The sequence below is a fragment of the Aquitalea magnusonii genome, from assembly GCF_003202035.1.
Taxonomy (GTDB): domain Bacteria; phylum Pseudomonadota; class Gammaproteobacteria; order Burkholderiales; family Chromobacteriaceae; genus Aquitalea; species Aquitalea magnusonii.
Window position 1 is genome coordinate 142257 of sequence record NZ_QJKC01000012.1, and the last position, 13831, is coordinate 156087.

General features: G+C 57.8%; 12 protein-coding genes and 2 tRNA genes. 8 read left to right on the top strand and 6 right to left on the bottom strand.

The features are described from left to right. Window positions 1-170 precede the first annotated feature (170 nt). The 5 genes from DFR38_RS14025 to DFR38_RS14045 all read right to left on the bottom strand — a co-directional run bounded on the left by DFR38_RS14025 (window position 171) and on the right by DFR38_RS14045 (window position 5306). Window positions 171-247 (bottom strand) — tRNA-Met (locus DFR38_RS14025). Window positions 248-643: 396 nt separating this feature from the next. After that, on the bottom strand, window positions 644-1264 hold the full coding sequence (locus DFR38_RS14030; RefSeq protein ID WP_059286503.1) for a VC0807 family protein: 621 nt from the start codon (window positions 1262-1264) through the stop codon (window positions 644-646). Between the two features lie 160 nt (window positions 1265-1424). Next, entirely contained in the window at window positions 1425-1610 is a 186-nt protein-coding gene (locus DFR38_RS14035) for a hypothetical protein (RefSeq protein ID WP_059286504.1), read from the bottom strand. A gap of 231 nt (window positions 1611-1841) precedes the next feature. Then, the gene (metG, locus tag DFR38_RS14040) at window positions 1842-3902 is read right to left on the bottom strand and encodes a methionine--tRNA ligase (protein WP_059286505.1); all 2061 of its coding nucleotides are present in this window, start codon (window positions 3900-3902) and stop codon (window positions 1842-1844) included. A gap of 144 nt (window positions 3903-4046) precedes the next feature. Then, on the bottom strand, window positions 4047-5306 hold the full coding sequence (locus DFR38_RS14045) for an MFS transporter (RefSeq protein WP_110313550.1): 1260 nt from the start codon (window positions 5304-5306) through the stop codon (window positions 4047-4049). 306 nt (window positions 5307-5612) lie between these two features. On the opposite strand from DFR38_RS14045, the gene apbC reads away from it, so the two are divergent. Genes apbC through DFR38_RS14065 form a run of 4 tightly spaced genes read left to right on the top strand, consistent with a single transcriptional unit; the run spans window position 5613 to window position 8282 of the window. Further along, window positions 5613-6767 (top strand): iron-sulfur cluster carrier protein ApbC, encoded by a 1155-nt coding sequence (gene apbC, locus DFR38_RS14050; protein WP_082693639.1) that lies wholly within the window; start codon window positions 5613-5615, stop codon window positions 6765-6767. Between the two features lie 10 nt (window positions 6768-6777). Next, entirely contained in the window at window positions 6778-7557 is a 780-nt protein-coding gene (gene murI, locus DFR38_RS14055) for a glutamate racemase (protein ID WP_059287087.1), read from the top strand. A gap of 3 nt (window positions 7558-7560) precedes the next feature. After that, a complete protein-coding gene (locus DFR38_RS14060) occupies window positions 7561-8013 on the top strand; it encodes a ribonuclease domain-containing protein (RefSeq protein WP_059287086.1) in 453 nt (150 codons plus the stop codon). Further along, entirely contained in the window at window positions 8004-8282 is a 279-nt protein-coding gene (locus tag DFR38_RS14065) for a barstar family protein (protein WP_059287085.1), read from the top strand. Before DFR38_RS14060 ends, DFR38_RS14065 begins: the two co-directional genes overlap by 10 nt. A 133-nt stretch (window positions 8283-8415) precedes the next feature. Here DFR38_RS14065 and DFR38_RS14070 read toward each other — a convergent pair whose 3' ends face one another. Then, window positions 8416-9576 carry a pyridoxal phosphate-dependent aminotransferase gene (locus DFR38_RS14070; RefSeq protein WP_110313555.1) on the bottom strand — a complete coding sequence of 387 codons (1161 nt, stop codon included), beginning with the start codon at window positions 9574-9576 and terminating at the stop codon, window positions 8416-8418. 239 nt (window positions 9577-9815) lie between these two features. Here DFR38_RS14070 and DFR38_RS14075 point away from each other — a divergent pair. From DFR38_RS14075 to DFR38_RS14090, 4 genes are all read left to right on the top strand, one after another. Then, window positions 9816-9905 (top strand) — tRNA-Ser (locus tag DFR38_RS14075). 527 nt (window positions 9906-10432) lie between these two features. Then, window positions 10433-11965 (top strand): DNA cytosine methyltransferase, encoded by a 1533-nt coding sequence (locus DFR38_RS14080; protein WP_059287088.1) that lies wholly within the window; start codon window positions 10433-10435, stop codon window positions 11963-11965. After that, window positions 11928-13055 carry a hypothetical protein gene (locus DFR38_RS14085; RefSeq protein ID WP_146215982.1) on the top strand — a complete coding sequence of 376 codons (1128 nt, stop codon included), beginning with the start codon at window positions 11928-11930 and terminating at the stop codon, window positions 13053-13055. The genes DFR38_RS14080 and DFR38_RS14085 overlap by 38 nt, the downstream gene beginning before the upstream one ends. Window positions 13056-13076: 21 nt before the next feature. Continuing rightward, the gene (locus DFR38_RS14090) at window positions 13077-13511 is read left to right on the top strand and encodes a very short patch repair endonuclease (RefSeq protein ID WP_275576183.1); all 435 of its coding nucleotides are present in this window, start codon (window positions 13077-13079) and stop codon (window positions 13509-13511) included. Window positions 13512-13831 lie beyond the last annotated feature (320 nt).

Consider the following 13831-nt stretch of genomic DNA (forward strand, 5'->3'; position numbering starts at 1 on the left):
GAAAACAGCGATGCGCATGGTGGGGGTCGCCAGAAAGTGGAAGAGCTTCCAGTATAACGCGCGCCGAAGGCAGGCCGCGGGCGATGAAATACAGGGGACCCATATGCAAAAACCCCGTCAAGCAAGGCTTGATCGGGGTTTTTACTACCGTGCAGCAAGCTGCAGGGAATTGGTTGCGGGAGCAGGATTCGAACCTACGACCTTCGGGTTATGAGCCCGACGAGCTACCAGACTGCTCCATCCCGCGTCAGTGTTCTGTCGCTGTCTTCTGCGCTGTTTGTTCAGAAGAGGAGTGCATATTACCTGCCATGATGGGCAGCGTCAACACTTTCTTAAAATAAATTTAATATGCCACCGAAATCATTTGTAAAACTAATTAACATTTCGCCGCTTGCCTGACACATCTCCTCAATACGGCTGGCCTAAAGTAGCCATTGTGTTACCACCCGTCACTTCTGCCCCATGAGTGACTGGTCGCTTGCGGCACTTGCCGTCGCCTCCCCCAGGGACGAAGGTGCTGCAGACAGGTAGCCAGTGCAGTTTGAATCGTTCTGCTTCAGCTCCGGCGGAGTGCAGCGCGTATTCTCCTAAGTGTTCATCACGGAAATTTTGGGCCGCCAATTGGCGGCCCCTTTTTTTGTCTTCAAGACAGCCAGGCCGGCCCGGAATGGCGCAACTGCCGCCTTCCCAACCAGGTCAGTCCCAGCAGCAAGCCCATGATGCCGTAGCTGACAAAGGGCGAAAGCAATAAAAAGGTCTCCACCGGCAACTGCCAGATCATCAGGCAGCGGATGAGTGTTTCCAGTGTCAGTCCGACTCCCCACAGCAAGGTCATCTGTCGAATGCCCCGGCGAAATGCTGGCTCTTGCCAGCGCTGGATAAAACGCACCTGCCCATCGACCGACTCGCGCGCAACCGTGGCCAGCGCCAGATGGTAAACCAGCGGCCGCCCGAGCAGCAGCGACAACAGGAAAATCACGCCAACCAGTCCCGACAGCAAGGACTCCCGCATCAGCAAGATGCGCGGGCTTCCTCCCAGCAGCATCACCAGCAGTGACAAGGCAATCCCCCCCAGCACCAGCAGGCTGAGGGCATCAATCCGGCGAAAACGCAGCAATTCGACTGCGCTCCACACAATGGGGGGAAGCGAGGACACCATCAGCGCCGTGGTTTCTCCCCACTGCGGCAGTGCCCAGCGATAAGCCAGCCAGGGCAGCAGAAAGTTGAACAGCAGCTCCGGCAGCAGTTTGAACAAGCGGGACATAAGCCATGTAAGCGGGGGAAAACAGCGATGATAGGACAAAAGTCGGGCAGACCTCCAGCCAGTGGCCGCAATGTGCAAGGCCGGCAAAGCAAAACCCCGCCGGCGGCGGGGTTGTGTTGTCTGTGTACTGACCGGCTGTTGCGGTCAGCAGCTACTGCAATTATGCGGCGGCGTGGATGAAACCATTGGCCGGATAAAAGGCGCTGGCAAGACCCAGCACGGATTGGAAAGTGACTTCGAACATCTTGCCAACCTGGCGAATGCTGACGACGGTGTAGTGGACGATATCGCCACTGTCTTTATGCTCAAGAACGGTATAACCCGGTTGCAATTGAGAGATTTTCATTTAGGTATTTCCTTGTTTTTTTTATCATTGCGACAAAATTTTTAGTTTGATCTAAAGGTTTAACACGTTATTGACAAATTAGCCAACAATAAAGTTCCGCATCGCGTTGATGAGGCACTGTAACAGTGACAAATGACACATTCGTGACGAATTTCCGGCAATAGTGCTACAAAAACAAAGCCCTGCCGATACGGGATCGGCAGGGCCTTGGGCTTGCTTCAGGCTTGGCGTTTAACCGATACGCATGCCCGGCGCCGCACCCTGATCCACGTCCAGCAGGAACAGGCCGGAGCCTTCTTCGGCACCGGAGGCGCAGACGATCATGCCTTGCGACACGCCAAAGCGCATCTTGCGCTCGGCCAGATTGGCCACCACCACCACATTGCGGCCCACCAGTTTTTCCGGCTCCTGATAGGCAGCACGGATGCCGGAGAAGATGTTGCGCTGTTCAAAGCCCAGGTCGACGGTGAACTGCAGCAGTTTGTCCGAACCTTCGACAAAGTTGCAGGCCAGCACCTTGCCGATGCGCAGGTCCACCTTGGCAAAGTCGTCGATCTTGATGGTGTCGGCCAGCGGCTCGTAAGCGGCAGCCGCCGGGGTATTGGCAGTAGCTTGCATATTCTGTTTGTTTGCTTCGATCAGTTTGTCGATCAGCGCCGGGTCGATGCGCTGCATCAGGTGCTGATAGGTGTTGATGGTGTTGCCCAGCAGCAGGCTGTCGGCATCGGCCCAGCTCAGCGGCGCCACGCCGAGGAAGGCTTCCACGCCTTCGGCCAGCTTGGGCAGTACCGGCTTCAGGTAGATGGTAAGCAGGCGGAAGGCGTTGATCAGTACGGTGCAGACTTCCTGCAGGCGCGCATCCTGCCCCTCCTGCTTGGCCAGTTCCCACGGCTTGTTGGCGTCGACATAGGCATTCACCTCATCGGCCAGCGCCATCACATCGCGCAGGGCCTTGGCGTATTCGCGGGCTTCAAACGCGGCAGCCAGTTCCGGCGCAGCAGCCTGCAGCTGGTGCAGGATGGTGGTATCCGCCACGCTGTCGGCCAGCTTGCCGCCAAAGCGCTTGCTGATGAAACCGGCAGAGCGGCTGGCGATGTTGACGTACTTGCCCACCAGGTCGGAATTCACCCGTGCCACGAAGTCATTGAGGTTGAGGTCGATGTCTTCGATGCGGCCGTTCAGCTTGGCCGCCATGTAGTAGCGCATCCATTCCGGGTTCAGGCCGCAGTCCAGATAGCTCTTGGCCTGGATGAAGGTGCCACGCGACTTGGACATTTTCTGCCCGTCCACGGTGAGGAAGCCGTGGGCAAACACGCCGGTGGGCGCGCGCAGGCCGGAGTAGTTCAGCATGGCCGGCCAGAACAGGGCGTGGAAATACAGGATGTCCTTGCCGATGAAGTGGTACATCTCGGCATCGGTGCCCGGCTTGAACCAGGCATCAAAATCGATGCCCTTGCTGTCGCACAGGTTCTTGAAGCTGGCCATATAGCCAATCGGTGCATCCAGCCAGACATAGAAGTACTTGCCCGGCGCATCGGGAATTTCAAAACCGAAATACGGGGCATCGCGGCTGATGTCCCAATCCTGCAGGCCGCCTTCGATCCACTCGTTCATCTTGTTGAGCGATTCCGGCTGCAGGTGCGGCTGGCTCACGCCATCGGCACGTGTGCTGCTGCCGCTGGTCCAGCCCTTGAGGAAATCAGCGCACTCGCCCAGGCGGAAGAAATAGTGTTCGGAAGTTTTCAGCACCGGCTTGGCACCGGACACCGCCGAGTAGGGGTTCTTCAGCTCGGTCGGGTTATAGGTGGCACCGCACACTTCACAGTTGTCGCCGTACTGGTCCTTGGCCCCGCACTTGGGGCATTCGCCCTTGACGAAGCGGTCCGGCAGGAACATCTGCTTTTCCGGGTCGAACAGCTGCTCGATGGTGCGGCTGGAAATCTTGCCATCGGCGCGCAGCGCCTTGTACACCTGCTCGGCAAAGGCTTTGTTTTCCGGGCTGTTGGTACTGTAGTAGTTGTCGTGACCGATCAGGAAACCCTGCGAATCGGCCAGATGCAGTTCGCGCACGGCATCCACCAGCTGGGTGGGAGTGATGCCCTGCTTTTCGGCGGCCAGCATGATGGGCGCGCCGTGGGTGTCGTCGGCGCACACGTAATAGCACTCGTGGCCGCGCATTTTCTGGAAGCGTACCCAGACGTCGGTCTGGATCTGCTCCAGCATATGGCCCAGATGCAGCCCCGCGTTGGCGTAAGGCAGTGCGCTGGTCACCAGAATCTTGCGTTTGCTCATTGGGTGTTCCTGAAGGTAAGCGATCTCAAGCGGACGATTATAGAGCCGGATGCCGCTGCCGGTCACGGCGCAGATCGGCAAAAACCCGGCAGGCCGCAGCAAAGGCGGGCCAGCCGGGTTGATTGGCGGGTACTTGGCGGAAAATCAGCTGTTCTGGGTTTGCAGCTCGGGGGGCAGATAATCAGCCGGTGCCGCGCGCTCGGCCATGGCCTGCGGCACGGTGCTGCGTGCCAGCACCACAAACAGCACAGCAGTGAAGACCGAGCAGGCGGCAAAGCCGGCCATGCCCCCCAGCAGGTAGGCCAGACGGAAGATTTCGATGCCCAGTGCGTAGCCGGCCATCGACAGCATGCTCATGGACGCCGATACCGTGCCCTTGGCCACGGGCGAGGACATCAGGGCAAAGCGGTAGAGCACGCCAAAGCTCAAGCCTTCGCCAAAGCTCATCAGGCTCATGCCGGCCACCATCAGCCATACCGGCTCGCGGGCAAACAGCACGCCGCCCAGCATCAGCAGCAGGCCGCTGATGATAGGCCCCATGCCGACAAACACCGAACGGCCCAGCGGCCAGCGGTCGGCCAGCAATACCAGCGCGAAATTGCCAGCGATCAGGCCACCGAACACCGGCAGCTGCATCAGGCCGTATTGCAGGGTGCTCATGCCCAGATCCTGTACCAGCAGCACCGGCGACAAGGCGATCCAGCCCATCAAGGGCAGGGCCAGCAGGGGAATGCACAGGGCCGACAGCAGGAAGCGGCGCTGGCGGAACAGGCGCAGGTAATCACGGCCCATTTGCGACAGCGGCAGCTTGTCATGACTGGGCGTGACGGTTTCCGGCATTTTCCAGATCAGGCCCAGCAACGCGATAAAGGACATGGCGGCAATCACCAGGAAGCAGCTGCGCCACGGGGCGATTTCCACCAGCGCGGCACCGGCCAGCGGGCCGACCAGCGGTGCGATCAGCGCCACATTGGCCATCAGCGCCGTCACCTTGACCGCCGCGGTTTCTTCAAACGCCTCTTGCACGGCGGCATAGCCCACCGCATTGATAAAGCACAGCCCCATGCCTTGCAACACACGCAGGGCAATGAAACTTTCGATGGAATGCACCAGATAGCTCGCCAGACAGGCCAGCATGAAATAGGCCACGCCAAACAGCAGCACCGGACGGCGGCCGATACGGTCGGACAAGGGGCCGGTCAGCCAGGGCAGCACGGCTCCGCCAATCAGAAAGGCGGTCATCGAGGTGGCAACCCACGAGGTATTCACCATGAATTCACGGGTCACCTGCAGCATGGCGGGCTGCACCATGTCATTGGCGATATAAACGGCAAATTCGAACAAGACCAGCGCGAGGGGAAACAGCAGATTGGCCGGACTGAGAGAAACATGTTTGGACTGCAATGCAACAACCTTTCTTGATGACAAAGAGCAAAGCCATGGCCTGACAGGGCCGAGCCGGTGCCAAACGGCAAGCGGAATACGCGCCGTGGCGTGAAAAAAAAGGGGCTGATTCTACGCTTATCAAGCGCTTACGGCAAAATCTTTCGAGATGAAGCAATCAGCAGCAGGCGCTGCCCGGCAAGCATGCGATGACCATAGCCACCCGGCCAAGGCGGGAGTAACATGCCTGCTGGCGCAACGGGAGCCACGCACCCGTGCTAAAACATAGTAAAATTGTCGGGTATTCCACCCATCCCCATTGCTCCCATGCTCTCCAAACTGACCAAGCTGTTCGGTGCCAAGCCGGACGCAGATAGCGCAGCCGACACCATGACCCTGACCGATGCCCAAGTGCTGGAGGCCGTTGCCGGCCTGATCGATGCCAATACCGGCAAAACCTACAGCTCAGCCAAAGCCGTCAAGAACATCCAGATCAGCGCCGACCAGCTGGCGCTGGAAGTGGTACTCGCCTACCCGGCGGCCAGCCAGTTCGACAGTGTGCGCAGCCAGTTCGACACCGCGCTGCAGCCCATTGCCGCAGGCCGGGCACTGCAGATTACCGTGCGCAGCCAGATCACCAGCCATGCCGCCCAGCGCGGCGTGCCGCTGCTGCCTGGCGTCAAGAATGTCATCGCCGTGGCCTCTGGCAAGGGCGGCGTGGGCAAATCCACCACCGCCGTCAACCTGGCACTGGCGCTGCAAGCCGAAGGCGCGCGCGTGGGGATTCTGGATGCCGACATCTACGGCCCCTCGCAACCGCTGATGCTGGGCCTGCAAGGCCAGCGCCCGGAAACGCCGGATGGTAAAAGCCTGCAACCGATCGTCAATTACGGCATCCAGACCATGTCCATCGGCTATCTGGTGGATGCCGACCAGGCCATGGTGTGGCGCGGCCCGATGGTCAGCCAGGCACTGCAACAACTGCTGAACGACACCCACTGGGACAATCTGGACTACCTGGTGATCGACATGCCGCCGGGCACCGGCGACATCCAGCTGACGCTGTCGCAAAAAGTGCCGGTTACCGGCGCGCTGATCGTCACCACGCCGCAAGATATTGCCCTGCTGGATGCGCGCAAGGGCGTCACCATGTTCCAGAAAGTAGGCGTACCGATTCTGGGCATGGTGGAAAACATGGCCATCCATATTTGCAGCAACTGCGGTCATGCCGAGCACATATTTGGCGAAGGCGGCGCGGCACGCATGGCGGCCGACTTTGGCGTGGACGTGCTGGGCTCGCTGCCGCTGGACATGGGCATCCGCCTGGCGGTGGATGAAGGCAAGCCAACCGTGGCCGCCGACCCGGATGGCGCCATCGCCACCCTGTACAAGGACATTGCGCGCAAGCTGGCGGTCAAGGTGGGTGAAAAAGCCCAGGACTTCTCCGGCAAATTCCCCAAGATCGTCATCCAGAACAACTAAGCCGCACAGCATGATTGCGATGTTCGACTCCGGCCTGGGCGGGCTGTCCATCTGGCGCGCCGTGCAAACGGCACTGCCTGCCTGGCCGATCACCTATCTGGCCGATCAGGCTTACTGCCCCTATGGCGGCCGCAGCAAGGCCGAAATCATCGAGCGCAGCCTGAAAATCGGCCACTACCTGCAGCAACAGGGTGCCAGCCTGCTGGTGGTGGCCTGCAACACCGCCACTACCGCGGCTGTGGCGGCACTACGCCAGCAGCTGCCCATTCCCATCGTGGGAGTGGAACCGGCGATCAAGCCGGCAGCGGCGGCCAGCCGTACCGGCCGCATCGCGGTACTGGCCACCGCAGCCACGCTGGCCAGCGAACGGGTACAGTCCTTGCTGGACAAGCATGCCGGCGAGGTGGAAGTACTGCGCCGGCCCGGTCTGGGCTGGGTGGAGCAAGTGGAAGCCGGCGAGCTGGACAGCACCCTCACCCGCCGCCGCGTGGCTGAAGTAGTCCGCCCGCTGCTGCAGGAAAACATCGACCACATCGCCCTGGGCTGCACCCACTACCCCTTCCTGTCACCGCTGATTCGCGAACTCACCGGCGACGGCATCGCCCTGTACGATCCGGCCGAGGCCATCGCCCGCCGCGTCGATTCGCTGTTGCAGCTGCACGGCAGTGACAGCGTCGGTGATCATTGCTACCGTTTCATCACCACGGCGGACGACCCGCAGGCGATGGCAGCCATGCTGCCGCTGCTGATCGGCCATGGCTACGCTGTCGAATCCCTCAACCTGGAGTAAATCATGTTGCTACGCCGTGCCATCACGGGCTTGCTGCTCAGCGCCCTGCTCGCCCCTGCCGCCTGGGCCTTGCCGCAATGCGCCAGCGTCGCCGGCAATGTCAACCAGCAAACCGGCAACCGGCTGGACACGCGGGAACTGACCACCGTACTGCAGGCATTGGGGCAAAGCGGCAGGCTGCCGGAGCAATTCCTCACCAAGCGCCAGGCGCAACAGGCGGGCTGGCAACCTGGCCGCAGCCTGTGGGCCGTTCCCGGACTGCAAGGCAAGTCGATTGGTGGTGACCGCTTTGGCAATTATGAAAAGCAGCTGCCCAAGGGGCAGTGGCAGGAAGCCGACCTGAACTATAAAGGAGGCAAGCGTGGCGCTTATCGACTGGTGTTCTCCCGCGCCGGCCAGCGTTTTGTCTCACTCGACCATTACCAGCGCTTTATCGAGGTGCCAGCATGTCAGTAAGGATTTGCGAACTTCACCACATCACATCGCTGGAGCAGTTCTATGACGAGCTGAGCCGCCAGCTGCAGCTGCCCGCGCATTTCGGCCGTAATCTGGATGCGCTGTACGACAGCCTCAGTGCCGATGTCAGCGGCCCGTTTGAAATTGTCTGGCGCGACACCGAACTATCCCGCAGCAAACTGGGGGCGGATGTCTACGCCACCCTGCTGGAAATCCTGCAAGCGGTGGCGGCAGAACGCGGTGACATCACCCTGGATATTCATCACTGAGCCCTCCGCACCATGCAAAAGGCTGCCACCAAGGCAGCCTTTTGCACTTCTGCAGCACCGGGGCTGCTCGCGGCCCATCGCATCCCAGCCCTGCAGCATGACACGCCGACTCAGACAGCCCTGCAGCAATGCCTTAGCTGCCCCCTGACAAGCTGCCAATACGCGCCACGGCCTCAGCCAAACGCTCAATACCGGTGGTATACGCCACGCGCACATGCTGCGCCGCCCGGTAACGGCCAAAGTCCGCCCCCGGTGTAATGGCGACATTCACCTCCTCCAGCAGTCGTGCACAGTAGGCAAAGCTGTCATCGGTCACTGCACTGACATCGGCATACAGATAAAACGCCCCTTCCGGTTGCACCGGCAATTTCCAGCCCAGTTGTGGGAGCACCTGCAACAGGAAATCCCGGCGGCAGCCAAATTCGGCACGACGCTGCTCCAGCTCGGCAATCACATCCGGCTGGAAAGCCGCCAGTGCCGCGTGCTGCGCCATCGCCGGCGGACACAGAAACAGGTTCTGCGCCAGGCGCAATGCCGGTTCGACATAGGCCTCCGGCACCACCAGCCAGCCCAGTCGCCAGCCAGTCATCTGGAAATACTTGGAAAAGCTGTTGATCACGAATACATCCGCATCCACCGCCAGCGCCGTGGCCGCATCACAGCCATAAGTCAGACCATGATAAATCTCGTCCACGATCAGGCTGCCGCCCTGGCGCTTGCAGCTGGCACTCAGTGCCGCCAGTTCTGCCGCCGTCAACAAAGTGCCGGTCGGGTTGGCCGGGCTGGCCACCATGGCCGCCACCGTGCGCTCGGCCCAGGCCGCATCCACACCATCGCCCAGCAACTGATAGCGTGTCTCCGGTCCAACCGGCAGGCACACCGGCTCACCCCCCAGCAGGCTGACAAAATGCCTGTTGCACGGATAGGTCGGATCCGCCATCAGCACCTGATCCCCCTGGTCCACCAGCAAGGACAAGGCAATCTGCAATGCACCAGAGGCTCCTGGCGTCACGATGATGCGGCGCGCATCAACCACCACGCCATAACGCTGCAGATAAAATGCGGCAATCGCCTCACGCAGTTCCGGCAAGCCCTGCGCAGCAGTATAAAAAGTATGACCCGCACTCAATGCCTGCCGGCCGGCCTCGACAATGGCTGCCGGCGTGGCAAAGTCCGGCTCGCCCACTTCCAGATGAATCACATCCCTGCCCGCCGCCTGCAAGGCGCGGGCCCGCTCCAGAATGGCCATCACCTGAAACGGCGCGATGTCATTCAGTCTTGTTGATAGTTGCACCACAATCCCCTGTTATGTCCCCAGCGCAGCACTTGGCACGCGATGGTGCTTACGCCAGTGTAACAAGCCCGCCCCGCCCCCTCCAGCACTGTCCTGCACCAGCCGGCATACTGCCATTCGCCCGCCAAGCCACAGCCCAAACCGCGCAGCCGGGCATCAGGTACAAAAACAATTTACAACCAAGCGATCAGCCTATTGACAGCCGGCCGGACTGGCCATAGAATTCGTCGCTCTGAGTCGGAGAGGTGGCAGAGTGGTCGAATGTACCTGACTCGAAATCAGGCGTACGTGCGAGCGTACCGAGGGTTCGAATCCCTCCCTCTCCGCCAGCATACCAAAAGCCCTGATTTTCCTTCCTAATCAATAGGTTGTGAAATTCGGGGCTTTTCCATTTACCACACGCATTTACCACACGCTTGGCCCGTGGTTTTTTTGCCAATCCTGGTCCAGCTCTACCTGTTTTAGTGCTGCGTACACAGTAGTCTTCAGCAGGAAATCGGCTGCATGGCGGACTAAGCAGCTCCTCGACGTCTCTGTCGGTCAATCTCCCGCCTCATGACGTCCCCGACGTCCACCCCGTATTGAGTAGCACGTGACTTTAAGAGTCCAACCCACCATGGCACAGAGATACGCTCTACTAGAAACCACCAGAAGGTTGTTCCTTGTAACTTCGGTCTAGACAGGCTGACTGGTTTTGTCGATTTCTAGAGGCGACTTGCCCTTATAAAGCAAATAAAATCAAGCCACTAGGAAGAATGGTCAAAAAATACCTGGTCACCCCGCGCGGATTTCCGCACAATGCCTAAAAGCTGCTCAACAAAGTTGAGGATCTGTAATTGATTAGATGAAGGTAACGATGAACAAACAACACTTCACTAAGCTCTCCGGTACGCTGGTAAAGCAAAAACACTCGCGCATCCTCGCCGGCCACGCTCCTAGAACATTGGATCTGTTTGCTGGGTGTGGAGGTATATCTTTGGGCTTTGATGCTGCTGGGTTCAAGACGATTGGCGCCGTGGAGTTCGATCCTGATGCAGCCCGCTCACATGCGATGAACTTCATGAGCGACGTACCACATGATCTCTTCGAGATTCATGCCAGTGCCAAAGACATTACCAAGATTGAACCGGCCGCCTTGTTGGAAACATTCAAACTCGACGGGCCGATACAACAACACGTCGATGTAATCATTGGCGGACCTCCCTGTCAGGCGTTTGCGCGAGTTGGTCGAGCCAAGTTAAGGGAAGTGGCTGATCATCCAGAGGCTTTCTTGAAAGACCCAAGGGGCAACCTCTATCTGCGCTACCTTCACTATGTCAATGAACTGAAGCCTATCGCGATTCTGATGGAGAACGTGCCGGACGTTCTCAACTATGGGGGGCACAATGTTGCCGAGGAGACCTGCGAAATACTGACTGAGATGGGTTATCGGTGTGGTTACACGCTTCTCAACTCGGTCTACTTCGGTGTACCTCAGATGCGTGAGCGCATGTTCTTGGTAGCCGTGGCCTCGCAAATCGCCTCAAAAATCTCATTTCCCACCCCCACGCATTGGGTGGACATGCCTAGGGGCTACGAGGGTACGCGACAGGTTGCACTTCAGACTGTTAAACGCGGCTTATTTGATGAGGATGGTTTTTTTATTGATCCTCCGGTGCCTGACAGGAACACTTGCAGCCCCGCGGTTACTGCCCAGAACGCACTCGCAGATCTTCCTATCATTACAGAGCACTTGGAAGGAAAGTTGAAAAAAGGCGCCCGTCGCTTTGACAAGGTAGTGCACTATCCTAGCGGACAGATCAGTACTTACGCCAAAATCATGCGTACGTGGCCTAGATTCGAGAGCGACTCCGGTGTTCACGATCATGTCATTCGTTACCTGCCACGCGACTATGCAATTTTCAAGCGAATGAATCCTGGGGACCAGTATCCTGAAGCACATGCTCACGCAGTGGCGCTCTTTGAGGAGCGGCTTGCAGAGCTAGAGAAGCAAAAAGGGAAGAGTATTGGGGCGGACTCAAAAGAATATAAGCAGCTATGGAAGGAAACTGTTCCGCCCTATGACGTAGGCAAGTTTCCGAACAAGTGGCGAAAAATGGAAGCGTACGCCCCAGCTCGGACATTGATGGCTCATCTGGGCAAAGATGGGTATTCCCATATTCATTACGATAGTGCCCAGGCTAGGACTATTTCGGTACGCGAAGCTGCTCGGCTTCAATCTTTCCCTGATGGTTTTGTGTTTTCCGGATCCATGAATCCAGCATTCAAACAAATCGGAAACGCGGTACCGCCCTTGTTGGCGAAGGCCATAGCTGACAACCTCTACAAACTTCTCTTGGGAGATATGGGTCTTGAGAAAACTAGCGCTGAAAAAACTGAAGTCGTCTGATTTGTCTCTGTTCAAGTCATATCTGACGAACCATCCCCAAACGAAGCAGAAGGGGTTTAACCTCGACTTGAGTGTAATCGAAAAGGTGTTTTTCCCGTCTCTTCGGGCCTCTCTGGAGCCTCTTAGCAAAAGAGCGGCTCATGTCGATTTGACGATGTATGGTCCTGGGATGGCCGGAGCCCATACTTTGGCTAGGAAGGTTAAACGGGATGCCAAAAACATCCGCTTGAATGGGGAGATTATTGATTCCCCTGTCACGGATCCTGATCGCTATGACATCTTGGCTCCCGGGGACTTTGCAGTAATGGAGTTCGTTGGGGCTGCTCTGCCAACTGCAGTAAATGTTGTTTTGGTTGCGGCGGGAAGCCCTGAGGATGCGACTCTTCACGCTAAGTTTGCGTCACTGCTTCCTTCTCCAGCTGATTCCATGAAGGTGCTGCCCGAAAGCCAACTTGAAGATGCCATCAAAGACGCAGCACCTTCAATCTCGCATCCGATCAGAGACTGGCTTGATGCAGCGTTATTAGAAGAGGTCGCCCAGGGAAGCTCGGAAGCAGTTGAAACCCTCAACAAGAGCCGACCGGGACGTGGGCTTAGCCCTTCTGACTTGAAGGCCGCGAAAGACTCTGCTGAACGGACGGGGCGCCTCGGGGAGGAGTTGTTGGATCAGTACCTCAAGTCTTCTGGGTTCAGTGGTGTGGCTAGTCACGAATGGGTGGCGCAGGTAAACGCAGTCTCGCCGTTCGATTTTTCCTTGAAAATGGATGATGGATCAGAACGCCATGCCGATGCCAAAAGTACCTCAGGAAAGTTCTCTACGCCGATCTACCTTTCTGTCGGGGAAATAAAACATGCTCTATCAAGCGGGGTGCCCTACGACATTTTCCGCCTCTACGAAATAACAGAATCGAGTGCCTCGCTTAGGGTGGCAAGGGACATTGCCCCTCAGGTGGCACCTGTTTACAAAGCGATTTCAGCAATGCCTCCAGGGGTCAAGGTCGATTCGCTATCTTTTGATCCCTCCTTCTTTGAATTCGCTCCTGATGTCTTTGAAGTTGAAGTTCCGGAGGAGGACGAGGAAGGGGAGTAAACGTTCCTTGAGAGGGGTGTCGTGGAGAGAACTGATGTTCTATCGCCAGAACAGCGCAGGCGATGCATGTCCCGTAATCGTGGAAAGGACACCGGCCCTGAGGTTGCTCTCAGGGTTCTTTGCTGGTCGAGCGGACTTCGGTACAGGCTTGATGTAAAAATCATTGGTAAGCCAGACTTCGTTTTTATCAGGGAGAAGGTGGCTGTGTTTGTCGATGGTTGCTTCTGGCATGGCTGTCCTGTCCACTACAACGCCCCCAAAACCAGAAGTGATTTCTGGGAAGCCAAGCTGCGTAAAAACCGTCTTCGTGATGAGATGGTAACCAAGGAATTGCAGGATTCAGGGTGGCTGGTATTGAGGTATTGGGAGCACGACATCAAGACAGCTACTCAAAGAGAAGAACGTGCCCGAGAGATCCAGGCTGCCATACAGACGAGAAGGGCAGAAGCGATTTAGGATCTTTGCCGGGGCGCACTGAAGGCGACAGAAAAAAGACAGATAGGAAGAAGACAAGGACTGCCAGTGTTGGCCGACAGCCCTTGATGGGCGACATCGAAAGGGATGCAGATACGGGCTGAATCGATGTCTTCACCTGAGGTGTTCTTTGAAGGTCTCATCGCTGTTGCCTGTGGCTGCTCCTTCAACTGATTGGTTTCTTGTCGAAGAAACAATCCTTGTCTGGGCGGTTTCAAGAGCCAAGTGCAACGGTGGTTGGAATCCTGATATCCAGATTGAAGCAACATTCCCAGAATGCTTCGCTGGGCTTCTTAAACCCT

Coding starts and splice junctions, on each gene's coding strand:
- DFR38_RS14030 (WP_059286503.1), bottom strand. CDS start 1,264: ATGTCCCGCTTGTTCAAACTGCTGCCGGAGCTGCTGTTCAACTTTCTG.
- DFR38_RS14060 (WP_059287086.1), top strand. CDS start 7,561: ATGTTGCTACGCCGTGCCATCACGGGCTTGCTGCTCAGCGCCCTGCTC.
- DFR38_RS14080 (WP_059287088.1), top strand. CDS start 10,433: ATGAACAAACAACACTTCACTAAGCTCTCCGGTACGCTGGTAAAGCAA.
- DFR38_RS14035 (WP_059286504.1), bottom strand. CDS start 1,610: ATGAAAATCTCTCAATTGCAACCGGGTTATACCGTTCTTGAGCATAAA.
- murI (WP_059287087.1), top strand. CDS start 6,778: ATGATTGCGATGTTCGACTCCGGCCTGGGCGGGCTGTCCATCTGGCGC.
- DFR38_RS14065 (WP_059287085.1), top strand. CDS start 8,004: ATGTCAGTAAGGATTTGCGAACTTCACCACATCACATCGCTGGAGCAG.
- apbC (WP_082693639.1), top strand. CDS start 5,613: ATGCTCTCCAAACTGACCAAGCTGTTCGGTGCCAAGCCGGACGCAGAT.
- metG (WP_059286505.1), bottom strand. CDS start 3,902: ATGAGCAAACGCAAGATTCTGGTGACCAGCGCACTGCCTTACGCCAAC.